The following is a 26,625-nucleotide window of genomic DNA, read 5'->3' as shown; positions in this document are numbered from 1 at the left end:
TCCTGTCTTCCCGATATTCCTAAAAAACATGGGGCCTTAGCTCAGCTGGGAGAGCGCCTGCCTTGCACGCAGGAGGTCAGCGGTTCGATCCCGCTAGGCTCCACTTATATTAATATCATTTATGGCGGTGTAGCTCAGCTGGCTAGAGCGTACGGTTCATACCCGTGAGGTCGGGGGTTCGATCCCCTCCGCCGCTACCATAAAGGACCTTTAGCTCAGCTGGTTAGAGCAGACGGCTCATAACCGTCCGGTCGTAGGTTCGAGTCCTACAAGGTCCACCATTAGACGTATATATCTCGGAGGTATACCCAAGTTCGGCTGAAGGGATCGGTCTTGAAAACCGACAGGCGGCGAGAGTCGCGCGGGGGTTCGAATCCCTCTACCTCCTCCATTTTTTCTAAAGTAAATATTTTATCATCGCGGGGTGGAGCAGCACGGTAGCTCGTCGGGCTCATAACCCGAAGGTCGCAGGTTCAAATCCTGTCCCCGCAACCAAATGGTCCCGTGGTGTAGTGGTTAACATGCCTGCCTGTCACGCAGGAGATCGCCGGTTCGACCCCGGTCGGGACCGCCATTTTTACATAAAGGCTCGGTAGCTCAGTCGGTAGAGCAGAGGACTGAAAATCCTCGTGTCGGCGGTTCGATTCCGTCCCGAGCCACCATTTTGAAAACGCAAGCCGACTTAGCTCAATTGGTAGAGCAACTGACTTGTAATCAGTAGGTTGGGGGTTCAAGTCCTCTAGTCGGCACCACTTTCAAAATGAGCCATTAGCTCAGTTGGTAGAGCATCTGACTTTTAATCAGAGGGTCGAAGGTTCGAGTCCTTCATGGCTCACCATTTACAATTTAATGCGGGTGTAGTTTAGTGGTAAAACAAGAGCCTTCCAAGCTCTGGTCGAGAGTTCGATTCTCTTCACCCGCTTTTCAATTATGGGCCTATAGCTCAGCTGGTTAGAGCGCACGCCTGATAAGCGTGAGGTCGATGGTTCGAGTCCATTTAGGCCCACCATAATTGTTCCGCAGTAGCTCAGTGGTAGAGCTATCGGCTGTTAACCGATCGGTCGTAGGTTCGAGTCCTACCTGCGGAGCCATATTTATAGAGAAGTACCCAAGTGGCTCAAGGGGCTCCCCTGCTAAGGGAGTAGATCGCGAACGCGGTGCGAGGGTTCGAATCCCTTCTTCTCTGCCAGAACTGGCCCGTTGGTCAAGTGGTTAAGACACCGCCCTTTCACGGCGGTAACACGGGTTCGAATCCCGTACGGGTCATACTAAAAGAGATAGCATAATCTGCTATCTCTTTTTTGTTGTATAAAAATGGACTTTGGATAGTCTGCTTTTTTATGCAATAGAAGAAATATGAAGTATTCGCTGTTGCAGTTGGGTACATAGAGAGCCGTAAATACAATCATGTTAATTATTTGGACCTGTATGAATATGAAGGAATTAACTTCAACTTGAACTTTTACCCCAGCTGTATGGCTGTAGCCTCCTACACTTGGAGAAACCGATGAAAATGCATCTGGGAGCTACTGTGGAAAATAAATAATATATAGAAGAAGCTGCTTTCTCTCAATAGCTGTGATCTACTGAAGACAGCTTTTTTATGTTGTCAGTATTGTCGGTAAGTCGATATATTGCAAAAATCGCTGATATAATTTGAGTTACGATCGATAAATTTTAATAATCGCTGATATATTTGGAGTTACGGTCGATATATTCTAAAAATCGCCGGTATAATTTCACTTACCGACAAAAACCACAAGAAAATCCCTTTCACAATCTAAAGAAAACGCCTCCATTGAAATGGATTCCACACCTATTCCAATAACTTTACACTCTATGTGAAAAAGTTCACAAATAGGTCATAATTTGTGAACTTTTTCACAATAATACGTGCTACAATATGAATGTAAAGAAGTTAAACAACATTAAATTAGTATTTTAATTAATTACTTAAACAATCATAAAAAAATATATGTGAACAATAGAGAGGGGAAATTACCATGAAAAAAGGTATCAATCGTGTAGTATTAGTAGGAACAGGAGCTGTAGGTTGTAGTTACGCTTACTCAATGATCAACCAAGGTGTAGCTGAAGAATTCGTATTAGTAGATGTTAATGAAGCAAAAGCAGAAGGGGAAGCAATGGACTTAAGCCATGCGGTACCATTCTCTCCATCACCAACAAAAGTTTGGAGCGGTAGCTATGCAGATTGTAAAGATGCAGATTTAGTTGTTATCACTGCTGGGTTACCACAAAAGCCAGGTGAAACTCGTTTAGACTTAGTTGAGAAAAATACAAAGATCTTTAAACAAATCGTTCGAGGCATTATGGATAGCGGATTCGATGGAATCTTCTTAATCGCAACTAACCCAGTTGATATTTTAACTTACGTAACTTGGAAAGAATCTGGTTTACCGAAAGAGCGCGTAATCGGTTCTGGTACTACTTTAGACTCTGCTCGTTTCCGTTACATGTTAGGTGACTACTTAGATGTAGATCCACGTAACGTTCATGCTTACATCGTTGGTGAACACGGTGACACTGAACTTCCAGTATGGAGCCACGCTACTATCGGTGTACAAAAATTAGAAACAATCTTAGCTAACAACGAACAGTACAAACAAGAAGACTTAGACAAAATCTTCGAAAACGTACGTGATGCAGCTTACCATATCATCGAGCGTAAAGGTGCAACTTACTACGGAATCGGTATGTCACTACTTCGTGTAACTAAAGCAATCTTAAACAACGAGAACAGCGTATTAACTGTATCTGCATACCTTGAAGGTCAATACGGCGAGAAAGATGCTTACGTAGGTGTTCCAGCTGTAATTAACCGCGAAGGTGTACGTGAAATTGTAGAACTTGAGCTAAATGAAGATGAAAAAGCGAAGTTCGCTCATTCTGTAAAAGTATTAAAAGAAACAATGGCACCAGTACTATAATAATTGCTAAATAGTTCAGGGTGGGAAACTGCTTCTTACCTCTGAACTTATATAATTTAATATAAATTCCTTTTCCGGTTTCCCTTGTATATCCCCAATATACCCCTTTTGCTGGATAAGGGTCGTTTATAGAAAAAGAGCACTCTATTTTACGTAGAGTGCTCTTTATTATTCCGCTATTTGCCGGGCAGTAAAACCTCAATTGATTAAAGTTTCACTTTATTATTTTTTAGGCGTTAATCCTAATTTCTTTAAAATATCTGCCAGTGTACCGCTTTTTGATTTTTCTACAGGTGTTTGTGATTTAGATGCATCTGGCCCTTTTTTCAAGAAGTTCTTTTCAACGAAGCGAATATCTTTTTCGTCGACAATACCATCTTTATTAAGATCTCCGTCTTTTACAGTTAGTCCTTTTTTACCATAGTTGCTAGCAATAATTTCAGCATCTTTAATATCGATTACTTTATCACCATTTACATCGCCGGCAAGGTTTTCGTCAGGTCTTGCATAATAATATTGGCCAAGCAACTTACCGTCTTTTTCAGTACCAAGTTTCGTTGTTAGGCGGCTTGTTAAATGTCCTGGCACCTCTACATATAAGTTATAGTCGCGTTTATTAACTGGAAGTCCATTTAGTTTGAAGTATCCGTATTTATCTAGTGAGCCTTCAAACTTATGACGGTAAGAATCAGTCGCATATACTTTTACGCCAAGCTTTGTATAATCGAACTTTTCATCTAAATATCCGCGTTCATTTAAGAATGCACCAGGTTTAATATTTCCTTCTACTAATGAGTTTAAGGACATAACTGAGAATGTTTGATCTTGAAGTACACGCATTCTATTTGGTTCTGATTCACCTTGTTTCCAGTAAACAAAAATTGGTGATTCTAATTGAGCGTTTGCTTCATAAAACTCATCATTTTCTACTTTGAACGTTACATCAATGAACGGGAAATCACCATCTAATCCAGCAAAATTTTTGTCATCGATAGCTCCGCCAACTGTAACAGAGCCTGCCTCTAGTTTCGGTTCATTTACTTTTGCGGTTACCCCTTTTTGGGAAAGTAGCTTTTCAAAAGCAGGATTAAATTTCGCATTTGCAAATTTGAAGTTCTTCTCTAGGAAGTTTACATTAAATTGCCCAGCAACAAATTGTTTTACGTGTTTCGCGTTTAGTGTTACTGTGAACTCGTCATTTTTATATAATTCTTTTTTATCGTAACTAGTTTTTGCATATTGAGCACCTTGCGGGATAAACCAGTAGTTATTTACACCGTTTGGATAGTCAGGACCTGCAGTTGCATAATCGAAAATATATACGCCTGTGTTCATTGGACCTTCCGTTCTGAAGGAGTCAGGTGTAATGCCAACTTTAAAGTCGCCATTTGCATTAATCGGTAAAAACTTATGCAAGTATGGAGAATAGTCATAGTACATAACGCCATTCGCTTCTTGCGTAATGTTTAATCCTTTTCCTTTTAAGTAATCAACGTTTGAATCGTATACATTTCCTTTAATCCATAGTGCTTTTTTGCCATCTTCTACTGTATAATTTTCTTCATTTAACTCGTAAATACCAGGTTTTAATCCAGTTAATTTCACTTCTGGTGGTGTATTATCAATTACAACATAATCACCTTTTACACGTGCTTTCCCAGCCTTATCATAACCGACAAACTCAATTGTGTAGTCTCCTTCTGGTAAGTTGATTTTCTCATTACCGATTGGTTTTGCAGGATCATTTGTAAAAGGATACACTTTTCCATTAAAGAATGAATCTAAGTAGTAATACACATCAGTTTTTAGGCCACTCGTGTTTAATGTTCCAATGAAGCCAAGAGCTTTATTTGTTTTGGAATCTTTTACGATAAGATCTAACGTTTCAAGTTCGCTGTTTAATTGGAATGCTCCGTGAACATACGATTCACCGTATGGATTGAATTTAGATGTATCAGTTGAAATTGCTTTTCTTGATAGTATTGCATTTTCAATACCAGGCTCTGATACACGAATAGAGAATGGGATTTGATATGTTTCTTCTTTATTTTTTGTGTTCGTAATATGAATGTACCCTTCATATCGGCCTTGTTTCACACCGGCTGGAACATTAATTTTTGCTTCAATTTCACCTGTTTTGCCAGCATCAAGAGTAATTGTTTCTGGAGCAGAGATTTTTACACCGTTTGCGACAGCATCGTTAATAGTAGACGATGCTGGTGTATAAGAAATTTCTGTTTTAAATTCTTTTTTCTCTTGTTTATTATGATTAGTTACTTTTATATTTCGTTTTTGTTCAAGAGCTTCACCGTCTTTTTGATAAAACTTACCGAATGCAATAGATCCAGTTTCTTCGGGTACTTCAATTACTTCATCATTTACAACAGTTTGTGTCGTATCTAATACTTTAAAGCTTGTTTCTGTACGAACGGCGTTGTAAGCATCTACTCGCCCAGCTCCAACTTCATATACGGAATATTTTTCTTTTAAATCATTAGCTGTGTTCATAAGAGACGCTTTTACATCGAACGGAGAGTAGTCTGGGTGTTCTTGTAAAATTAGAGCAGCAACGCCAGCGATATGAGGAGAAGCCATAGATGTTCCTTGCATACGCTCATAGGAAACAGCGTAGTTTTCACCCTCTTGCGGGTCGTTAATATATTCAGGAACTGTTGAAAGGATAGCGACACCAGGCGCTGTAATATCAGGCTTAATATCATCATTTGCTGTAACAGGACCGCGTGAGCTAAAGTCTGCAAGATGATCGCCTTCTGTTTGAATGTAATTAATTTCATCGAGAGTTAAGGAGGTGCTACCTTGTTCGATTTGAGCTTTTAGTTTTTCACCTTCTTCTTTCGTTAGGCGGAATGCTGGAATGTATTTTGTACTTTCGCCAACGTAGAAAGGAATTTCTCCATCCACATTGTTATAAATAATAACGGCTTTTGCACCTGCTTGTTTTGCATTAGCAATTTTTTCATCAAATGACAGTGTACCGCGTGCAACGAGAGCGATTTTTCCTTTTACATCTTTTTTACTAAACTCGTCAGGCGTACCAATTCCTACATATTCAATAGGTAAAGTTTGTCCCTTGAAATCTTCTATTTTATCAGTGAAGTTTTTGCCGAATAGAATTAGGTTAGGAAATTGTAATTGTCCAGCATGACCTGATAGTTTCGGTAAGGAAATAGAGCTATCACTTGCTCCAACCGTAATTGCAAATGGTGAAGCACCTGGTGATCCGAGTGTTGATGGATTTGGTCCAGAGTTACCAGCAGCAACGACTGTAACAACGCCTGAAAGCATTGCATTATTAACAGCGATAGATGTTGGATCGAGTGGATTGTTGCTATCATCACCTAACGATAAGTTAATAACGTTCATACCGTCAGAAATGGATTTATCAATTGCAGCGATAATACCTGAACTATCTCCACTTCCGTATGGACCGAGTACACGATAGTTATACAGTTCAATGTCAGGTGCAACACCTTTTACTGCTGAATCAGATTGGTTCTTCTTTTGGGCAGAAACGATACCTGCTACGTGAGTGCCGTGGGCTGTGTAGAAGGAAGAACCACGGTTATCAAATTCAGGAGCACCAGATTGTTGCCATTCTGAATAAGTAGTTTCCATTGGATCTGCATCATTATTAATAAAGTCCCAACCCTTTACTGAGTTTAGGTCTACTTTGCTAGAGTCCTCACCAGGTTTCGCGCGATAGCCTTTATATACGTCTTTTAAGTCAGGATGATTGTAATCAATACCTGTATCTAATACACCAACTTTAATTCCTTTTCCGGTAATGCCCTCACTATGTAACTTATCTACTCCAATTTGCGGGATGCTATCTGTTAGTTTTTGAGGCGCTTTTTGCTCAGCTTGTTTTGGTAAATTTAATTTCACTTCGTAATCTTTCCAAATACGTTTTACAACGCCAATTCGTAACAATTCTTCTACTGTATTTGCTGGTAATGTCATCGCAACACCATTTATCGCATGCTTATAAGAACGTTTAATTTGTACAGACTGGAAGTTTCCTGATTTTACTGATGGGCTGAATTGATAAAGACGTTTTAGTCCTTTTTCGAATTCTTCATGTTCTTGATCAATACGTGCTTTTATATTTTCAGGAGCAGACTGTAATCCTTTTTCTTTTTGTTTTAATTCATTAATCTTTACTGGAGCAGTTTGAAATTCTACGATGATATTTACAGGCTCAGAACTACTCGTATTAATATCTGGTGAAATTGTAAAACCAGGGTTGGCATCTACCGTTTGTAATGCCAGGCGTTGTTCTTTAGAAAGCTTAGATAATATAGAATGAGCATTTGAAGATTCAATTTGGTTAATAGGACTTTCAGCAAGTACATTGAACGGAATAGCAGTTGAAAACAAAACGCCAGCTGTTACAATTCCGGTAACAAAACGATTTTTCTTTTTCATTTATAGGCCTCCGGTAATTTATATTTTTAAAAATTATTTCTCCACGCCAGCTGTTTGCTCAGTATGGAATGTCCAGTTTAGCTGCAGGGAATCACCTTGAAATTTATTTTGATCTCGGTCGTTATCTTCAAATGAGAAGAGGACGTGTAAGTAATCTGTTTCACCAGATTTAATACCATCTATTAAGTTATGACGTTCTAGAGACGTAGCGACATCTTCAGGTTTCATAGTTTTTAATTGTGATAGTTTTGTTTCCCACACAATCTCATGATCATCGTTTGGATTAGATGGCTGTCCATCATTTACTAGAAACTTGACGATAATGTGATCACCTAAATCTTCACCGTCATTATTTTGCTTTGCATCTGTAACTTCATATGATGTTTCAAGTGCTACTTTTGCGATATCCAATGTACCTTTATTTTCAAGCTTGAAGTTCCTTTCAATAAAATCACCTGGTTTTAAATCTTTCACATTAACGATTACACTTGGATTAATAGAAAGATCTAGTGTTCCAGCTTGAAATGAGTTACTTGATGTTTCTGAATCACTGAAATAGGCGAATACACCGCCGAATGTAAGGGATAAGCCAAGTGAAGCGGTGATAACTCCCATTCCTACTTTTTGTTTTAATGACATAAGAAAGCCTCCTAGTTAAATTTGTATAGCAACCGTTCGCAACAAGGATAAATAAGTAAACATAGTAGTCCGCTATGAATTGTAGTTACGAAAAATCGATGTTCTTTATTGAGAACAAGTATATGCTTATGAATTTCGCATTTCAATAAAATTGTGACAAAAAATATTGAGAAACATTTTTTTATGACAGATTATTTTGTTTTGATTTTGAGTGGAAAATAGCATGAAAAATAGGATAGACATAATAAAATAAAGGTTGAGAAAAAATAATTGGTAAAAATATAGAAGAATAATAAAGCGTTTTCAATGAATATTCGTCAAAATTCGATATTTTACACGGAAATGTGAAGGAAAACTAACATTTTTAAGAAAAAAACGAATGTTTTTTATAAATTAACAAGGATATTGCAGTTTTTCGCAGAAATAGTTAAAGTATAAAAAATTCTGTCATCTAAGTGAGGTGAGCATATTGAGTGTAATAAATTGTGAAGAAGTGAAACGAGATGAGTTTCATACAGAAAAGTACTATAAAAGTTATAACATCTTTGGCGCACATGTTGTGACGGAAGGTGAGATTCAAGGGGTACGATTTACAGTGTGGGCTCCTCATGCGAAAGCAATGAGTGTTGTTGGAGATTTTAATGAGTGGGATTATGAGCAACATAAAATGCTACAAGTGACAGAAGAAGGCGTTTGGTCCTTGTTTATACCGCATATTGAAGAAGGAGAAATATATAAATATGCGATTGAAACGTTGGCTGGTGACGTCATTTTAAAGGCAGATCCGTATGCTGTATATGCAGAAGTAAGACCGAATACGGCATCTGTAGTTTTTGATATAAAGGGATATGAATGGAATGATAAAAACTGGACTCGTAAGAAAAAGAAAAAATCGATTTATAAAGAAGCGATGACAGTTTATGAATTGCATTTTGGTTCTTGGAAAAAGAAAGAAGATGGAACACTGTATTCTTACAGGGAAATGGTAGAAGAACTCATTCCATATGTGGTGGAACATCAATTTACACATATTGAAATTATGCCGCTTGTTGAGCATCCATATGATCGTTCTTGGGGATATCAAGGAACGGGATATTATGCAGCGACGAGTAGATTTGGTACACCGCATGATTTAATGTATTTTGTCGACGAATGTCATAAATATGGAATCGGTGTCATTTTAGATTGGGTGCCGGGGCATTTTTGTAAAGATGCTCACGGTTTATATTTGTTTGATGGCACACCGACCTATGAATATAAAGATAAAGATGTACAAGAAAATCCAGTATGGGGAACTGTCAATTTTGATTTAGGAAAGAGAGAGGTACGTAATTTCTTAATTTCAAATGCGTTATTTTGGATGAGATATTTCCATATTGATGGTTTCAGAGTAGATGCAGTTGCGAACATGTTGTACTGGAATAAAGAAGGACAAGAGCAAAGTAATGAGCATGCTGTTTCATTTTTAAGAGAGTTAAATGAAGCAGTGTTTGCAGAGGATGAAGATTTTCTTATGACGGCAGAAGATTCAACAGCTTGGCCACTTGTAACAACTCCAACGTATGAAGGTGGGCTTGGATTCAATTACAAATGGAACATGGGCTGGATGAATGACGTGCTGAAATATATGGAGTGTGCGCCTGAATATAGGAAACACATTCATGAGAAAATGACGTTTTCTTTGCTATATGCGTACTCTGAAAACTTCATATTACCGCTTTCTCATGATGAAGTCGTTCATGGGAAAAAGTCGTTATTAAATAAAATGCCAGGTGATTACTGGGATAAGTTTGCTCAGCTTCGTTTATTATATGGATATTTCTTTACTCACCCAGGAAAGAAATTACTTTTCATGGGAGGGGAATTCGGACAGTTTGATGAGTGGAAAGACCTTGAAGATTTAGATTGGAATTTACATGATTTTGAAATGCATCGTTATATGCATGATTACTTTAAAGAGCTCATAGCATTGTATAAGCGCTCAAAACCACTTTGGCAGCTTGATCATTCGCCTGAAGGTTTTCAGTGGATTGATGCTAATAATAACGAGCAAAGTATTTTCTCGTTTATCCGCCAAGGGGATAAACAAGAGGATGCGTTAGTTATCGTATGTAATTTTACGAAAGCTACATATGAAAACTATAAAGTAGGTGTACCAGATTTCGAGTATTATAACGAGATTTTAAACAGTGATGCACAGCAATATGGCGGTTCGGGGCAAGTGAATAAGAAACGTCTTAAGACGATTCTAGAACCGTACCATAATCAAGCAGCACATGTAGAGATTACAATTCCACCATTTGGCGTATCCATATTACGACCAGTGAAGACGAGAAAGGGGAGCAAAAAACAAGATGGCTCAAAAACAAAAGTGCGTAGCAATGTTACTAGCAGGGGGAAAAGGTAGTCGATTAAGTGCATTAACAAAAAATTTAGCCAAGCCAGCTGTTCCATTTGGTGGTAAATATCGCATTATTGATTTTACGCTAAGTAACTGCGCAAATTCTGGTATTGAAACGGTTGGGATTTTAACGCAATATCAACCACTAGAACTTCATAATTATATCGGAATCGGCAATGCATGGGATTTAGACCGAGTAAGCGGTGGAGTCACAGTATTACCTCCTTATGCGGAGTCTTCAGGTGTGAAGTGGTACACAGGTACGGCAAGTGCCATTTATCAAAACTTAAACTATTTAAGTCAATATGAACCAGAGTATGTTCTTATTTTATCAGGCGACCATATTTATAAAATGGATTACAGTAAGATGCTAGATTACCATATTGAGAAAGAATCGGACGTATCCATTTCTGTTATTGAAGTACCTTGGGATGAAGCGAGTCGCTTTGGCATTATGAATACAAATGAAGAAATGGAGATTGTTGAGTTTGAAGAGAAACCACAATTTCCAAGAAGTAATCTTGCATCAATGGGAATCTATATTTTTAATTGGTCAATTTTGAAAGAGTATTTAGAGATGGATGCAAGAAACCCTGAATCTAGTAACGATTTCGGAAAAGACGTACTTCCGCTTTTATTGGATGAAGGGAAGAAGTTAATGGCGTATCCGTTTGAAGGATATTGGAAAGATGTTGGAACGGTGAAGAGCTTATGGGAAGCGAATATGGATTTGCTTCGCGATGAAACATCACTGAATTTAAACGATCGTAATTGGCGTATTTACTCTGTCAATCCAAACGAGCCGCCTCAATATATTGCTGAAAAGGCGAAAGTAGAAGAATCGCTTATTAACGAAGGATGCGTCATTGAAGGGGACGTGAAGCATTCTGTGTTATTCCAAGGAGTGACGGTGGAAGAAGGAAGTATGGTGATTGATTCTGTCGTTATGCCAGGGGCTAAGATTGGTAAAAATGTTGTGATTGAAAGAGCGATTGTTGGATCAGAAATGGTTATCGAAGATGGAACAATCATTCGTCCAGAAAAGAATGTTGACGATGTAGTATTAATTGCTGAAGGGAAATAGAAAAGGGGGATGAAATGAATGGGAGAAAAAATGTTAGGAATTATTAATGCAACGGGAAGTTTTCCTTCCTTAAAGAAAGTAACAGGGCATCGTTCACTAGCGGCGTTACCGTTTGGGGGCCGTTATCGACTCATTGATTTCATGCTTTCAAATATGGTGAATTCTAGTATTCATAGTGTGGCAGTTTTTACAAGCCATAAAAATCGTTCGTTAATGGACCATGTTGGTTCAGGAAAACAGTGGGATTTAGATAGAAAACGAGACGGACTATTTTTATTCCCGCCAAACTGCCAATGTGACCAAGATGAATTTGGGTCTTTTGCACACTTTAGAAGACATATTGATTATTTTCTAAGAAGCAGAGAAGAGTACGTTGTTATTACGAATAGCCATCTCGTAACAGCATTAAATTTTCAAGCGGTGTTAGAGCGACATATACATACGGCAGCTGATATTACAGAAGTTTGCCATAAAGGGGTTTCGCTTCAAACATACGTGTTAAAGAAACAATTATTGTTAGACTTATTTGAGTCATATAAAGGTGTGGAACAATACAGTTTATTTGATGTAGTGAGAGAAAAGCGCGGGAAATCATTACACATTGCTACATATGAACATACTGGATATGTAGCAATTATTGACTCGATTGAAAGTTACTATAAACATAGCTTAGAAATTTTGCAACCTGCTATTTGGAAGCAATTATTTAAGAAAGAAGCACCGATCTTTACGAAAGTAAAAGATGAGCCACCAACTCGTTATTTAAAGGGTGCAGTCGTGAAAAATACAATGATTGCAAATGGCAGTATTATTGAAGGGGAAGTCGAAAACAGTGTTGTTTCCCGTTCGGTTAAAATTGGAAAAGGTTCAATTATTCGTAACAGTATTATTATGCAAAAGAGCCAAATTGGAGATAACTGTATAATAGACGGTGTTATTATTGATAAAGACGTGAAAATTGGCGACGGTGTCGTATTAAAAGGAAGCGCCGATGAGCCGTATGTTGTAGAAAAAGGAAGCGTACAAAACAGTACGATTAATAGTTATTCCTAAAGAATCAGTGGGGGCTTTTTCCTCCACTGATTAAAGTTTTAATTTAAATGAAAACTCGAAGGGAGGAAGCTGCAAGAGGAGTAATAAAAACTTTTCGCGCAGTGGGACAACAAGTGAATATTTTATTTGCAGTATCAGAATGTGTACCGTTTGTGAAATCGGGAGGATTAGCTGATGTAGCGGGTGCGCTCCCAAAAGAGCTAAAAAAATTAGGAGTGGACGTTCGTATTATACTTCCGAATTATAGTCTCATTCCGCAAAAGTTAAGAGATGGATGTACGTTACATAAAGTAATTAACGTCCCTCTTGGGTGGAGAAATCAATATTGTGGAATTTTAAAAGGTGAGCAAGACGGAATTACGTATTACTTAATAGATAATGAATATTATTTTAAGAGAGATTCTCTGTATGGTCATTACGATGACGGAGAGCGTTTTTCTTATTTCTCAAAAGCAGTGTTAGAGTGTATTCCGCACCTTGATTTTGAAGTGGATGTTCTTCATAGCCATGATTGGCATACGGCTATGGTTAATTTCTTACTTCGTGAAAAGTATCAAGATAACCCGTTATATGAGCGTATTAAAACGGTATATACGATTCATAACTTGCAGTTCCAAGGTGTATTTCCTCCTGAAGTGATGTACGACTTGTTAGAGCTTGGTGATGAATATTTTCATAGTGAGCAGCTAGAGTTTTATGGAAACGTAAACTTTATGAAAGGTGGTATTATTGCTTCGGATCAAATTACAGCGGTGAGCCCGACGTATAAAGAAGAAATTCAATATGAATTTTTCGGTGAGAAGTTAGATGGATTACTGCGAAAATATAATGATAAGCTTAGCGGCATTGTAAATGGTATTGATACGAGCGTATATAATCCAGAAACGGATTCGTATATTAAGGCCCAGTATGATGCAGAGTCATTATATGAAAAGAGTGAAAATAAACGCGCCTTGCAGCGTTATTTTGGTTTGCCAGAAAAAGAGGATACACCAATTATTTCAATGGTAACGAGATTAACGAAGCAAAAAGGTCTTGATTTAGTACGTACTGTATTCCGCGAAATAATGGAAGAAGATGTACAATGTATTATTTTAGGTTCAGGTGATTCGGAATATGAGCAATTCTTTGAGTGGATGGCATATGAGTATCCGGAGAAGGTAAAAGTTTATATCGGATTTAATGAAGAATTAGCTCACCAAGTGTATGCGGGAAGCGATTTGTTTTTAATGCCATCGCTGTTTGAACCGTGTGGACTTGGACAACTTATCGCATTAGCATACGGTACGATTCCAATTGTAAGAGAAACAGGTGGGTTAAACGACACGGTACATTCTTATGATGAAGAAACTGGAGAAGGAAATGGTTTCAGTTTCACGAATTTTAATGCACATGACATGCTGCATACGATTCATCGTGCAATTGAATTCTATCATGATAAACCAGTGTGGGAGCAGCTTGTAAAACAAGCGATGACTGAAGATTATAGCTGGGAGCAATCGGCTCTTGCTTATAAGGAATTGTATAAAAGTCTCATGGAATAACATGTAGGTGGTGAAAAAATGTTTACTCATGTTGAAAGTTTTAAATCAACTTTTCTAGAAAAGTTAGAGACGATGTATGGTAAAAGTTTTAAAGATTCTACAACTCGTGATCAATATAATACGCTTGGCCATATGGTACGTGAGTATATGAATAGTCAATGGATTGCAACGAACGAGAGTTATCGATCCGGAGAGCAAAAGCAAATGTATTACTTGTCTATTGAGTTTTTGCTTGGACGTTTGCTTGGAAGTAACATCTTGAATTTAGGTATTCGAGATGTATGCGAGCAGGGGTTATCTGAACTAGGGATTTCATTACAAGAGTTAGAAGAAGTGGAAGCAGATGCAGGCCTTGGTAATGGTGGGCTTGGACGCTTAGCAGCCTGTTTTCTCGATTCACTCGCATCTTTAAACTTACCAGGACACGGCTGTGGAATTCGTTATAAACATGGTTTGTTTGATCAGAAAATTGTTGATGGTTATCAAGTTGAATTTCCAGAACAGTGGCTTCTTCATGAAAACGTATGGGAAGTAAGAAGGTATGATCAAGCTGTAGAAGTAAGTTATTTCGGCAGTGTTGAACCGCTAGAAATTGACGGGCGTTTAGAGTTTAGGCATACAAATGCAGAAGTCATTATGGCCGTGCCATATGATGTGCCGGTAGTTGGCTATGAGACGAGTACTGTAAATACACTTAGACTTTGGAATGCTGAACCAGTTCCTTTCCCGCAAAACTGCAAAGATATTTTGAAATATAAGCGTGAAACAGAGGCTGTATCGGAGTTTTTATATCCAGATGATACGCATGATGAGGGAAAAATACTTCGTTTAAAACAACAGTATTTCCTCGTATCAGCAAGTTTGCAAAATATCGTTCGAATGCATAGAGAAAGATATGGTGACCTTCGTCAACTACATGAAAAAATTGCGATCCACATTAACGATACACATCCGGTTTTAGCAATTCCGGAACTGATGCGTATTTTACTAGACGAAGAAAAGTTAGCATGGGAAGAAGCTTGGCACATAACGACGCAGACGATTTCTTATACGAATCATACGACGTTATCAGAAGCGCTCGAAAAGTGGCCAATTCACATTTTTAAACCGTTATTACCGAGAATTTATATGATTATTGAAGAGATTAATGAACGTTTCTGTCATGAACTGTGGGAACAGTATCCGCATGAGTGGGATCGTATTGAAGCAATGGCGATTATTGCACATGACCTTGTGAAAATGGCTCATTTAGCGATTGTCGGTAGCCATAGCGTAAACGGTGTAGCAAAAATTCATACGGAAATATTAAAGCAGCGGGAAATGCGATTGTTTTATGAATTTTATCCAGATAAGTTTAATAATAAGACGAATGGAATTGCTCATAGGCGCTGGCTTATGAAAGCAAATCCACAGTTAACAAATCTCATTTCAGAGGCGATTGGAACGGAGTGGAAGAAAGAACCGATTAAGCTTCAAGAGCTACAATTAGTTCAATATGATGCGAGTTTCCAAGAGAAATTTGCAGAGGTAAAACAAGAGCGTAAAGAGATTTTAGCGGAGCGTATTCATGATACAATGGGGATTACCATTGATCCAAATTCTATTTTTGATGTGCAAGTGAAAAGATTACATGCTTATAAACGACAATTATTAAATGTTCTTCATATTTTATATTTGTATAACCGTTTGAAAGAGGATGCTAGTTTTACATTTTATCCGCGTACTTTTATTTTTGGAGCGAAAGCATCACCTGGCTATTATTACGCGAAAAAAATTATTAAATTAATAAATGAACTCGCAAGAAAAGTAAATAATGACCCGTATGTCAGTCAATATATGAAAGTTATCTTTCTAGAAAACTATCGAGTTTCTTTAGCTGAAGATATATTCCCAGCAGCGGATGTAAGTGAACAAATTTCAACGGCGAGTAAAGAAGCATCGGGAACAGGTAATATGAAATTTATGATGAATGGTGCGATTACACTCGGAACGCTAGACGGTGCTAACGTTGAAATAAAAGACCGGGTCGGTGAGGATAACTGTTTTATTTTCGGTTTAACAGCCGAAGAGGTTCTTCATTACTATCAAAATGGTGGGTATCGTGCAAGTGATTATTATCACCACAATAGGCACATTAAAAAAGTAGTTGATCAATTAACAAATGGTTTCTTTGCACAATCGGGAGCTGAATTTGAAGCGATTTACGATTCTCTCGTTATTCAAAACGATGAATATTTCGTTCTGCGAGATTTTGGTCCATATGCTGAAAGACAAGAGGCTGTCGGTAGAGCTTATGAGAACCGAACGAAGTGGCTAGAAATGTCGATTTTAAATATTGCACAGTCTGGTCATTTTGCGAGCGATCGAACAATTTTGCAGTACAGTAATGAAATTTGGGGTATCGGTAATGCAGTTAAACAGTTTTAAAGAGGTTGCTATATTGGGAGATATATTATCGATTTACCAACCGAAATGGATATTAATAAATAAAACGAGCTTAATAAAATTAAGCTCGTTTTATTTATTTTGCTTAAGAAAGAAATGGAACAGTGGTATATATGATACCTGCCCCATCATACTCTCCTGTCGCAAAGTATGAAAATGTAAAGAAACCTGTAACCGTAAAAATTACAATAAGAAAAAGTGCGAAGATAAATTTTAACATGTAAGGTCCCCTCATCCAAAAATAACTTCATACATTATTATAGTATACGAATATTTTATTTCCAATTGTTTACTGGTTAAAAATGAGAAGTCAGACATGTTTTGTATGTTGTAATGGAATGATTATTTGTAATGGATTTTGTGTTTTTTGTAAATGTCATGTTGTGATGGACGTGTGCATACTCCCAATCATGATCATTAAAATTTATGTTTCGGGGAGGGAGAAGTGGGACGACATCGAACAAGTTGACGAAACGAAAGCTACTAGCTACTTGTAGTTTATAATAATTTCGAAAAGCGATATCTCCTACTTTTGGAGAAGCGAATGTATAAAGTCCATACTGTGCGAAGGCAGTATTTATACGTGCATCTAATATGTGTAATGTGGCAAGCGCGCCACCTAGACTATGCCCAGTAGCTAGCAGTTTTTTATGTGCTGGCAATGATACGAGCATATCCATAATAGAATCACGACAAGACTCATAAATAGAGAGAAAACCGTTATGGACATTTCCGCCATTTAAAGCATAAGGATAAGGTTTTTGATTGACGAGAGAATCAATAATCCAATCGGGGTCTGTTTGAGTGCCTCTGAAGGCAACAATAATTGTATCCTCAGATTCTAATATAAATCCGAACCATTCTGTTGTTTGAATGGCCTTTCCTTGAAACCCTTGTACATATTGAAAACCATCTGGTATTTCGAAAATGCCATTTTGTTTATATTGTTCATACGTTAACTCACAACAAGAAGCTAACAGTATGGCAGTGTCTTTATCAAAGGATAAAGGAGTACGCATTAAGGAAGCCCTCCTTAAGAAAAAGTATAGTTTAATATATGCAGTGAGGAACTTGATTCATTCTTTTGGAGGTGGGGAATAGCTTGTATCGCTTATCTAAATCAGTGGAGGAAATTATAACGTCAAAATAAAACAGTGCCTGATAAGGGCACTGTTTACTCTTTTTCATCTCAAGGAATCGACTTTTTTAGTTATTCTTAATGAACTGACGCATACGTTAGTTGCATAAGTAAGAGGTTTGAAAAAATAGTCTGTATATATTTGAACGATGAATAACTTACCTATTTTCTTATGTTTGTTTACACTATATACAGAAAAATTTGAAAAACAAAACGTATTATTTATCTGTTTGTTTTTGCTTCTTTTTCAAATACTCCGTACGCAATTTTTCAAGTTGCTGCTTTTTATCAAATTTGGCAGGTTTCTGTTTTTCATGGAACTTTGCCACAGCTACCTGACTTTTGGAATCCAATTGATATTTTCCCACTTTGTTCACCTACTTTTCTTGTCTCTAAAGAGAATCTATTCAACAAATATAATATACCTTATTTTCCTGAAGTAAACCTTATTACTTTATTTTAACTGCTTTTTCTCGTTTGTAGACGTAAATTAAAACACCCTTTCACTGCATTACTGCGAGCAAGGGTGTTTTAATTTTATTATTTTATTAGTTGATGGCCATGCCTACATAAGGGCACAGTTTACTCTTTCCCATCTAATAAACGACCAAGTCCACCTAATACACTACCTTCGCCAGTACTTTGCGCTGCTGGGCTTGTAAGGCGTGCTGCTAAGCGGCTAAGTGTTAAGGACTGAATCCAAACTGTTCCAGGACCTTCTAATGTTGCGAAGAATAAACCCTCGCCGCCAAATAGAGCTGTTTTTACTTTACCAACGAACTCGACATCATAGTTAATGTCTTTTGTCATAGCAACGAGACAACCTGTATCAATGCGAAGTTTCTCACCAGGTTTTAATTCACGTTTATATACAGTTCCACCTGCGTGCATGAAAGCAAGGCCATCACCTTCAAGTTTCTGCATGATGAAACCTTCACCACCGAAGAAACCAGTTCCTATTTTTTTCGTAAATTCAATTCCGATGGAAACACCTTTTGCGGCACAAAGAAAGGCATCTTTTTGACAAACTACTTTTCCTTGATACTCTGTTAAATCTACAGGAATAATTTTACCAGGATAAGGAGCAGCAAATGAGACGTGGCGCTTGCCGTGACCTGTATTTGTAAATACAGTCATAAACATACTTTCGCCTGTAACGAGACGTTTACCAGCGCCCATTAATTTTCCGAATAAACCTCCAGATGGGCCAGAACCATCACCGAAGATTGTTTCCATTTCTATGTAATCTTCCATCATCATCATTGCGCCAGCTTCTGCGATCACGCTCTCTTCTGGATCTAACTCAATTTCAACAAACTGCATATCATCGCCATATAACTTATACTCGATTTCGTGTGCTCTCATTTTTTTCACCTCGTATGTAATAGATACTTATATTGTACAGAATTTAATAGGATTAGAATACTTTAGTTTTGTTAATTTTCAAATAAAGTGGAACCAGCCAAAACTGATTATCAGCTCCCGCCAATCAAGCTGTCCACAAATGGCGGGATAATATATGAATATGGAAATTCAACATTATATTAAAATTATAAAAAAATGGTGGAATGAAAGTGTTCTCATTTGACGTTTTGGATATAGCGTGATATAGTGAAATCACTATTGAGCTACATAATGTGGTACGGAAATAAAGCACGTTGAATTAAAGGCTGTAAGCTTGTTATACATTCATGTCCTTTATATCCACCTTTTCATGTGGATTCATAGTTTCATTTTTATTTAGGAGGTACATGACATGCAAACAGGTAAAGTTAAATGGTTCAACAGCGAAAAAGGTTTCGGTTTCATCGAAGTTGAAGGTGGAGACGATGTATTCGTTCACTTCTCAGCTATCCAAGGTGACGGATTCAAAACTTTAGAAGAAGGTCAAGAAGTTTCTTTCGAAATCGTTGAAGGTAACCGTGGACCACAAGCTGCTAACGTTACAAAAAACTAATTAGCTAGCGATAAAAAGCATTCCGATTTTCGGAATGCTTTTTTTTATTCTTTGGAACTAGATTCATTTGAAGATAATTCACCTTTGAAGGTACGTTCTTCAAAATCATCAAGCATTTGTTCATATTCTTCATGCTCTTCTGTAGCGAAAACTTGTGGGTTTTTCCCGTACATATCCGTACCGATAAAGTTTTCAAAATCCTCCACGTAGCCTACGTTTTCTTCACTATTTACATACATGCCATTATAGTTTTTTGAATCTTGTCTTTCTAAATCAGACGGCGTTTCAGATGTTCCGTAATTTGCGACATCTTGCCACGCATCTTCCGCATCGTACTCAACAGAATGGTCCTCATCATGCTTGTGGAAAGAAGGGGATAACACTTCCTCTTCAACTGGACGCGTATCCATGTTTAATTTATTTGTCGCGTGCTGAACGCATGTTGTAGCAGTCGGCATTGCTTCTAATCTTTCGAATGGAATCTCTTCGCCAGACACTTCGCAAATGCCGTACGTACCCGCTTCTATTTTTTGCAAGGCGTGTTTCGTGTCATTAAGCTGTTTATGCCAAAGTTCAATAAGCCCGAAGTCTTTTTCACGTTCATATAGCTCTGTAGCCATATCAGCTGGATGGTTATCATAGCTAGACAGTTCTCCTACTGAGTCACGTTCAGAAGCACGATCTGTATTTTCATGAGTTTGTATCGTTTGCTCTAGTTCTTGTTTTTGTTTTTCTAAAATGGATTTAAATTGACCTACTTGTTGTGGAGTTAACATAGTCGTCCACCTTCCTACAATTCAGTTTCTTTACATAGTATGAGCGTTGAGAGTAGGAATTATGAGATGAATTTTAGATATGAAAAAGGAGCCGCATAAGCAGCTCCTTTTATAGAAAGTATCCAAGTAATAATCCGATTCCCATTAGGAAACCGAAGATTGTATTTGTTTTTGCTGTTGCAATCATCGCAGGTACCATTTCCATCGGAATGCTTTTGCCGATAAAGCCTTTCGTCGCTTTAAATGCTTTCGGAGCACTTAAAAATACGATAAGCATCCATGGTGATACGATGCCCACGATAATTAAAGCAATTGTCCAAATGTAGGAAACGATGAACATCGAAGCAAGTACACCAACAGCTCGCTCACGTCCGACGAGAATTGCTAACGTTTTACGACCGTTTTCTTTATCGCCATCCAAGTCACGGATATTATTCGCTAGTAAAATGGCACCAATTAAAATGGAGCTTGGAATAGATAGTAAAATGACTTCTGATGTTACAGTTCCAGTTTGAATAAAGAATGAAATCCCAATAATAATGACACCCATAAATAATCCGGCTGTCAACTCTCCAAATGGTGTATATGCAATTGGAAGTGGGCCACCTGTATAAAGGTAAGCAACAGCCATACAAACAAGACCGATTGCAGCAAGCCACCAGCTAGAATTCATACAAATATAAACACCTAATAGTATTGCGATGCCGAAAAATCCAAATGCTAAGTTAAGCACTGTTTTTGGCTGAATGCCATCGCGAACGATAGCGCCGCCGATACCAACTGAACCTTCGTGATCGAGTCCTCTTTTATAATCAAAGTATTCATTAAACATGTTTGTTGCTGCTTGAATGAGAAGACAAGCAAGAAGCATCATAAGGAAAAGAGGAAGATGTATTTGATTTATACCTCCGACCTGCATCGAATATGCTGTTCCGATGAAAACAGGCACGAAAGCTGCTGTTAATGTATGGGGACGTAGTAAACTCCACCAGATGCGCCAGCCGGTTTGCTTACTTGGCTTTGGCGCCGTAGGAGAGGAATTCGTTTTGACGTTCATTTCCATGTTGAATCCTCCTTTGGTCACATATTGTACACAACTAAGTGTAGAAAAAGCATCATTTAGTGTCAACGTTTATTTTCTAGGAAGAGAAGGTGAATTTCTCAGAAATGCTAAACGTTGACAGGCCTTTCGTTTGAGGTGTATCTTAAAATCAAGCGTAATTATGACTATTTTTCGCCCATAGGGGGGAGACAATTGTGATTCAAACGAAACAAAAAGGCTTGCAAGAAGTTCTTATTGCAGCTATCAAGCGTGCAACTAACGAAAAAACATTGGTTAGTTTTGTAAAACAAATAGACTGGGTGGATCCGCTTCTGTTCTATGCAGCAGGAAAAAGGATTTCATTCGAAAATAGATGTTATTTTGCAGACCCGGCTCAGCATGTAATATTTGCAGGAATTGGCTCTGTTTTCACTATAGCAAATTCTTCTCATAAGCGCTTTCAAACCGCTCGCGACGAGTGGGAGAAAGTAAAAGAGAATGCATTTGTCCAAAGAGATGAATATGAATTTGGAACGGGTCCGCTTTTATTTGGTGGTTTTTCATTTGATCCAGAAAAAGAGAAAACGGACCTATGGAAAGAATTTAAAGATACGACATTTTCACTACCAGCATTTTTATTAACTGTAAAAAATGAAAAAGCATGGTTAACGATGAATACATTTGTTTCAGCAACAGATTGTGCAGAAACTCTTTCTAACGAAATGATTTCTTTAGAAGAGAAGATTTTGGGAGAGAGTAAATGTGCGCTAAACGGATCGAAATTGACTGTTATTTCTAAAGTAGAAGTGGATCCGAAAGGCTGGATGAAAGCAATTGAAAAAGTACAAGATGAGATGAAGCAGGGTAACGTGCAGAAGGTTGTATTGGCGAGGGAACTAAAAGTAGAGATGAATCAGTCGATTGATTCTGCTCTTGTTTTAGAAGCACTTCGCATTGGTCAACCGGATTGTTACGTATTTTCTTTTGATTATAAAGGAGCATGCTTCTTAGGAGCGACGCCTGAGAGATTAATTCGCAAAGAAGATGAGAAATTTACATCGATGTGTCTTGCGGGTTCAATCGGTCATGGTCATTCTATAGAAGAAAGTAAGCGAAATAGTAATGCGCTTCTTCATGATGAAAAGAATTTAGCTGAACATGGGTATGTTGTTAACATGATCCGCTCGGTACTAAATGAACATTGCGAATACGTTAATATTCCGGAAAGCCCAGGTTTATTAACAACGAAAAACTTAATTCACTTATATACGCCTGTAGAAGCAAAAGGCGATGCGAGTCTTTTAACAATGGTAGAAGAATTACATCCAACACCAGCTCTTGGCGGGACACCTCGTTTGGAAGCGATGAAACTGATCCGTGATGTTGAATTGTTAGACAGAGGGTTGTATGGTGCACCGATTGGCTGGATAGATGATGAAGGAAATGGTGAATTTGCGGTTGCGCTGCGCTGCGGATTATTAAACGGCGAGAAAGCATCCTTATTTGCCGGTTGTGGTATTGTAATTGATTCAATCCCGCAGCTTGAATATGAAGAAACAAGTTTGAAGTTTAGACCGATGCTTGGTGCTTTGGAGGAATTAATGAAATGAACAATCATATAGAAGCATTATCATATTATTTAGGCGCGTTCGTGGATGAACTGACGCGTCTAGATGTATGTGATGTTGTCATTAGTCCAGGCTCACGGTCAACGCCGATTGCTTTACTAATGGAACAACACGAAGGAATGAACACATATTTACATGTGGATGAAAGATCAGCAGGATTTTTCGCGCTCGGTATTGCGAAAGCAAAAAAACGCCCAGTAGCATTATTATGTACGTCAGGAACAGCAGCAGCGAACTATTATCCAGCTGTATGTGAAGCTTTTCATTCAAGGGTCCCACTTATCGTCTTAACAGCGGATAGACCGCATGAATTAAGAGATGTTGGTGCACCACAAGCAATGAATCAATTTAATTTATACGGTACTTTTGTGAAACAATTTACAGAGATGGCACTGCCAGAAGCAAGTGAAGCGATGTATCATTACGCTCGTATGACGACGCAGCGTATAGTAGCAAATGCTTGTTTAGCGCCGCAGGGTCCTGTTCATCTTAATTTTCCAGTTCGCGAGCCACTTATCCCTGATTTCTCACTAGAAAGCTTATGGGATAAAGGACGTAGTGAATATACAGGAGTAGTTCAGCAAGGAAACGCGGTGATGCCGAGTGAATATGTAGATTCTCTTGTAGGGCGCCTTTCACATATGGAAAAGGGGCTTATTATTTGTGGAGATGATAGTCATGCAGAAATTGCAATGTTTGCAACGCAACTAGCTGAAAAAACTGGCTATCCTATATTAGCAGACCCACTTTCTAATATTCGTAGCGGACACCACGATAAAACGATGGTAATTGACTGTTATGATACATTTTTACGAAATGAAAAGTTAAAAGAAACATGGAAACCGGACGTTTTAATTCGCTTTGGTGGTATGCCTGTTTCTAAATCATTAACGCAGTTCATAAAAAAACAAACAAAAGCAGTTCATATCGTTGTCGATGAATCAGGACAATGGAGAGATCCAGCTCTTGTTGCGACAGAAGTTGTGCAAGCAAGTGACATTGAATTCTGCAAGGCATTAATAGAAAAAATGCCAGTTATGAAAAAGAATGATTGGTCCCTAATGTGGCAACATATAAACGAAAAAACGAAGGAAACGCTTCGTGAAATGGAAACATATGAAACTGCATTTGAAGGAAAGGTTATTACAGATATTGTGCGCGTATTACCAGAAGATGCAACGTTATTTGCGAGCAATAGTATGCCAATTCGTGATACAGACTCATTCTTCTTCACATCGGATAAAAACATCCATGTGATGGCAAACCGTGGTGTAAATGGTATTGATGGAATCATTTCGACAGCTCTAGGAGCAAGCGTTATTTGCGACCCACTTGTATTAGTAATTGGTGATTTATCATTTTATCACGATTTAAATGGACTGTTAGCAGCGAAATTACATGAATTAAATATAACAATTGTCGTTGTAAATAATGATGGTGGGGGTATTTTCTCATTCTTACCACAGTATGAGAAAAAGGAACATTTTGAATCATTATTTGGAACACCAATTGGACTTGATTATGAGCACGTTGTCAAAATGTACGGCGGTTCATTTAGCCGTGTAAATGGTTGGGAGCAATTCCGAGAAGAAGTTCGAAAAGGAACGACGACAGAAGGTTTACACGTTGTGGAAATTTGTACGAATCGTGATGAAAACTTAACATTGCACCGTACGTTATGGGCAAAAACACAGGACGTAATTACTACATCGTTGCAAGGTGAATCAAAATGAACGTAACGCTGCAAGGTGTATCGTATGAATATGAAGTAGTCGGAAGCGGGGAACCACTTCTACTTCTTCATGGTTTTACGGGAAGCATGGAAACGTGGCGTTCTTTTATCTTTTCATGGAGTGAGCAGTTTCAAGTTATTGTAGTGGATCTTGTTGGACACGGAAAGACTGAGAGTCCTGAAAATGTTGCGCATTATGATATCCGAAATGTGGCATTGCAAATGAAAGAACTACTAGATTACCTTCATATTGAAAAAGCACATATACTTGGCTACTCAATGGGAGGAAGACTGGCGATTACGATGGCATGTCTATATCCAGATTATGTACACTCTCTTTTATTAGAAAATTGTACAGCTGGGCTCGAAAACGAAGCAGATAGAAAAGAACGTCGTGAAAAAGATGATCGACTTGCCGATAAAATTGAGCGAGAAGACATAGAAAGTTTTGTATCTATGTGGGAAAATATTCCGCTTTTTGAAACGCAAAAACGTTTAGCAAAAAACGTACAAGAAGCGGTGCGAAAAGAACGACTTGCTAACAATCCAAAAGGACTTGCAAATAGCTTGCGCGGCATGGGAACGGGGGCTCAGCCTTCATGGTGGGATGAGCTGAAAAACTTAAAAATACCTGTTCTTTTAATGAACGGAGAGTATGATGAAAAGTTCTTTCGTATATTAAAAAATATTGAAAAATGCATCTCTGACGCGAAATTTGTCAAAATTGATGGTGCTGGCCATGCAATTCATGTGGAACAACCGGAAAAGTTTGATACAATAGTAAAGGGATTTCTAAAAACTATGCAGTGATGCTTTTTTCAGTTAAGAATGAAGTTACACTTATAGAGGAGATCAGAAATATACAAGGAGGTAGTTGTAATGGCTATTGAATGGGTAAAAGAAGGCAATTACGAAGATATTATTTATTCAACATACAATGGTATCGCAAAGATTTCGATTAACCGCCCTGAAGTACATAATGCATTCCGTCCTAAAACGGTAATGGAGTTAATCGACGCTTTTGCACAAGCTCGTGATGATGCAAATATTGGCGTTATCATTTTAACAGGTGAAGGTGGACGTGCATTCTGTTCTGGCGGCGACCAAAAAGTTCGCGGTCATGGTGGATATGTAGGTGACGACCAAATCCCTCGTTTAAACGTATTAGACTTACAACGTCTAATTCGCGCAATTCCTAAACCAGTTATCGCAATGGTAGCAGGTTATGCAATCGGTGGTGGACACGTACTTCATATCGTATGTGACTTAACAATCGCTGCAGACAACGCTGTATTCGGACAAACAGGTCCTAAAGTAGGAAGCTTTGACGGTGGATACGGAGCTGGTTACTTAGCTCGTATGGTAGGCCACAAGAAAGCTCGCGAAATTTGGTACCTATGCCGTCAATACAACGCTCAAGAAGCACTTGATATGGGCTTAGTAAACACTGTAGTACCATTAGAAGAGCTTGAAGCAGAAACAGTACAATGGGCACAAGAAATTTTAGCAAACAGCCCAATGGCACTTCGTTTCCTAAAAGCTGCATTCAACGCAGACACAGACGGTCTAGCTGGTATTCAACAACTAGCTGGAGATGCAACGTTATTGTACTACACAACTGACGAAGCAAAAGAAGGTCGTGACGCATTCAAAGAAAAACGCAGTCCGGACTTCGGTCAATTCCCTCGTTTCCCTTGATCAAACCAAAAGCGGAAGCGGCTTGCTTAGAACAAGAGGGCGTTGGAACTCCTGACGTAGAGGCGCTTTTTGCCTCGTAGGAAGAAGTGAAGCC

General features: G+C 38.2%; 19 protein-coding genes and 14 tRNA genes. 25 read left to right on the top strand and 8 right to left on the bottom strand.

Features of this window, described 5'->3' with window-relative positions:
* Window positions 1-30: 30 nt before the first annotated feature.
* From DN401_RS17365 to DN401_RS17295, 15 genes are all read left to right on the top strand, one after another.
* A tRNA-Ala gene (locus tag DN401_RS17365) sits at window positions 31-103 on the top strand.
* A gap of 20 nt (window positions 104-123) precedes the next feature.
* Window positions 124-200, top strand: a tRNA-Met gene (locus DN401_RS17360).
* A gap of 4 nt (window positions 201-204) precedes the next feature.
* Window positions 205-281 (top strand) — tRNA-Ile (locus DN401_RS17355).
* Between the two features lie 17 nt (window positions 282-298).
* Window positions 299-391: transfer RNA gene (locus tag DN401_RS17350), tRNA-Ser, on the top strand.
* Window positions 392-418: 27 nt separating this feature from the next.
* A tRNA-Met gene (locus DN401_RS17345) sits at window positions 419-495 on the top strand.
* A gap of 3 nt (window positions 496-498) precedes the next feature.
* A tRNA-Asp gene (locus DN401_RS17340) sits at window positions 499-574 on the top strand.
* 12 nt (window positions 575-586) lie between these two features.
* Window positions 587-662: transfer RNA gene (locus DN401_RS17335), tRNA-Phe, on the top strand.
* Window positions 663-676: 14 nt separating this feature from the next.
* Window positions 677-752, top strand: a tRNA-Thr gene (locus DN401_RS17330).
* A gap of 10 nt (window positions 753-762) precedes the next feature.
* Window positions 763-838 (top strand) — tRNA-Lys (locus DN401_RS17325).
* Between the two features lie 13 nt (window positions 839-851).
* Window positions 852-922: transfer RNA gene (locus DN401_RS17320), tRNA-Gly, on the top strand.
* Between the two features lie 10 nt (window positions 923-932).
* Window positions 933-1,009: transfer RNA gene (locus DN401_RS17315), tRNA-Ile, on the top strand.
* 7 nt (window positions 1,010-1,016) lie between these two features.
* Window positions 1,017-1,091, top strand: a tRNA-Asn gene (locus DN401_RS17310).
* 7 nt (window positions 1,092-1,098) lie between these two features.
* Window positions 1,099-1,189, top strand: a tRNA-Ser gene (locus DN401_RS17305).
* A gap of 5 nt (window positions 1,190-1,194) precedes the next feature.
* Window positions 1,195-1,266, top strand: a tRNA-Glu gene (locus DN401_RS17300).
* A gap of 737 nt (window positions 1,267-2,003) precedes the next feature.
* Window positions 2,004-2,948, top strand: coding sequence for an L-lactate dehydrogenase (locus DN401_RS17295; RefSeq protein ID WP_000715338.1), 945 nt, complete (start codon window positions 2,004-2,006; stop codon window positions 2,946-2,948).
* A 222-nt stretch (window positions 2,949-3,170) separates the two neighbouring features.
* On the opposite strand, the gene DN401_RS17285 is transcribed toward DN401_RS17295, so the two are convergent.
* Entirely contained in the window at window positions 3,171-7,394 is a 4,224-nt protein-coding gene (locus DN401_RS17285; protein WP_065212164.1) for a S8 family serine peptidase, read from the bottom strand.
* Between the two features lie 33 nt (window positions 7,395-7,427).
* Window positions 7,428-8,033 carry a CalY family protein gene (locus tag DN401_RS17280; RefSeq protein WP_000053932.1) on the bottom strand — a complete coding sequence of 202 codons (606 nt, stop codon included), beginning with the start codon at window positions 8,031-8,033 and terminating at the stop codon, window positions 7,428-7,430.
* Window positions 8,034-8,502: 469 nt separating this feature from the next.
* Between DN401_RS17280 and glgB the strand changes: the two genes are divergently transcribed.
* From glgB to glgP, 5 genes are all read left to right on the top strand, one after another.
* Complete coding sequence (glgB, locus tag DN401_RS17275) at window positions 8,503-10,440, top strand: 1,4-alpha-glucan branching protein GlgB (protein ID WP_149287888.1); 1,938 nt, start codon at window positions 8,503-8,505, stop codon at window positions 10,438-10,440.
* Complete coding sequence (gene glgC, locus DN401_RS17270) at window positions 10,388-11,518, top strand: glucose-1-phosphate adenylyltransferase (RefSeq protein WP_000057619.1); 1,131 nt, start codon at window positions 10,388-10,390, stop codon at window positions 11,516-11,518. The genes glgB and glgC overlap by 53 nt, the downstream gene beginning before the upstream one ends.
* An 18-nt stretch (window positions 11,519-11,536) precedes the next feature.
* On the top strand, window positions 11,537-12,571 hold the full coding sequence (gene glgD, locus DN401_RS17265; RefSeq protein ID WP_000504171.1) for a glucose-1-phosphate adenylyltransferase subunit GlgD: 1,035 nt from the start codon (window positions 11,537-11,539) through the stop codon (window positions 12,569-12,571).
* Window positions 12,572-12,684: 113 nt separating this feature from the next.
* Entirely contained in the window at window positions 12,685-14,115 is a 1,431-nt protein-coding gene (gene glgA / locus DN401_RS17260; RefSeq protein ID WP_023901191.1) for a glycogen synthase GlgA, read from the top strand.
* A gap of 18 nt (window positions 14,116-14,133) precedes the next feature.
* Window positions 14,134-16,542 (top strand): glycogen phosphorylase, encoded by a 2,409-nt coding sequence (gene glgP / locus DN401_RS17255; RefSeq protein WP_149287887.1) that lies wholly within the window; start codon window positions 14,134-14,136, stop codon window positions 16,540-16,542.
* 103 nt (window positions 16,543-16,645) lie between these two features.
* Here the strand turns inward: glgP and DN401_RS30240 are convergent, their stop codons facing one another.
* From DN401_RS30240 to DN401_RS17245, 4 genes are all read right to left on the bottom strand, one after another.
* The gene (locus tag DN401_RS30240; protein ID WP_000911075.1) at window positions 16,646-16,780 is read right to left on the bottom strand and encodes a hypothetical protein; all 135 of its coding nucleotides are present in this window, start codon (window positions 16,778-16,780) and stop codon (window positions 16,646-16,648) included.
* Between the two features lie 76 nt (window positions 16,781-16,856).
* A complete protein-coding gene (locus DN401_RS17250) occupies window positions 16,857-17,579 on the bottom strand; it encodes a lipase family protein (RefSeq protein WP_001260111.1) in 723 nt (240 codons plus the stop codon).
* Window positions 17,580-17,916: 337 nt separating this feature from the next.
* Window positions 17,917-18,066, bottom strand: coding sequence for a hypothetical protein (locus DN401_RS29910; RefSeq protein ID WP_000521639.1), 150 nt, complete (start codon window positions 18,064-18,066; stop codon window positions 17,917-17,919).
* A gap of 214 nt (window positions 18,067-18,280) precedes the next feature.
* The gene (locus DN401_RS17245) at window positions 18,281-19,063 is read right to left on the bottom strand and encodes a TIGR00266 family protein (RefSeq protein WP_001201257.1); all 783 of its coding nucleotides are present in this window, start codon (window positions 19,061-19,063) and stop codon (window positions 18,281-18,283) included.
* A 391-nt stretch (window positions 19,064-19,454) separates the two neighbouring features.
* Here DN401_RS17245 and cspD point away from each other — a divergent pair, with 391 nt between their 5' ends.
* A complete protein-coding gene (gene cspD, locus DN401_RS17240) occupies window positions 19,455-19,655 on the top strand; it encodes a cold-shock protein CspD (RefSeq protein ID WP_001193054.1) in 201 nt (66 codons plus the stop codon).
* Window positions 19,656-19,699: 44 nt separating this feature from the next.
* Here the strand turns inward: cspD and DN401_RS17235 are convergent, their stop codons facing one another.
* Together DN401_RS17235 and DN401_RS17230 are read right to left on the bottom strand one after the other, a co-directional pair.
* Window positions 19,700-20,431, bottom strand: coding sequence for a yteA family sporulation protein (locus DN401_RS17235; RefSeq protein WP_149287886.1), 732 nt, complete (start codon window positions 20,429-20,431; stop codon window positions 19,700-19,702).
* 109 nt (window positions 20,432-20,540) lie between these two features.
* A complete protein-coding gene (locus DN401_RS17230; RefSeq protein WP_000425770.1) occupies window positions 20,541-21,494 on the bottom strand; it encodes a 1,4-dihydroxy-2-naphthoate polyprenyltransferase in 954 nt (317 codons plus the stop codon).
* 194 nt (window positions 21,495-21,688) lie between these two features.
* Between DN401_RS17230 and DN401_RS17225 the strand changes: the two genes are divergently transcribed.
* The 4 genes from DN401_RS17225 (at window position 21,689) to menB (ending at window position 26,531) form a co-directional block, all read left to right on the top strand.
* Window positions 21,689-23,083, top strand: coding sequence for an isochorismate synthase (locus DN401_RS17225; protein ID WP_000616739.1), 1,395 nt, complete (start codon window positions 21,689-21,691; stop codon window positions 23,081-23,083).
* A complete protein-coding gene (gene menD / locus DN401_RS17220) occupies window positions 23,080-24,834 on the top strand; it encodes a 2-succinyl-5-enolpyruvyl-6-hydroxy-3-cyclohexene-1-carboxylic-acid synthase (RefSeq protein WP_001059195.1) in 1,755 nt (584 codons plus the stop codon). The genes DN401_RS17225 and menD overlap by 4 nt, the downstream gene beginning before the upstream one ends.
* Entirely contained in the window at window positions 24,831-25,643 is an 813-nt protein-coding gene (gene menH / locus DN401_RS17215; protein ID WP_001103345.1) for a 2-succinyl-6-hydroxy-2,4-cyclohexadiene-1-carboxylate synthase, read from the top strand. The genes menD and menH overlap by 4 nt, the downstream gene beginning before the upstream one ends.
* Before the next feature lie 69 nt (window positions 25,644-25,712).
* Entirely contained in the window at window positions 25,713-26,531 is an 819-nt protein-coding gene (gene menB / locus DN401_RS17210) for a 1,4-dihydroxy-2-naphthoyl-CoA synthase (protein WP_149287885.1), read from the top strand.
* The last annotated feature ends 94 nt before the right edge of the window (window positions 26,532-26,625 follow it).

Source organism: Bacillus sp. BF2-3 (assembly GCF_008368795.1).
Taxonomy (GTDB): Bacteria; Bacillota; Bacilli; order Bacillales; family Bacillaceae_G; genus Bacillus_A; species Bacillus_A cereus.
This window is presented reverse-complemented; position numbering and strand designations above follow the sequence as displayed.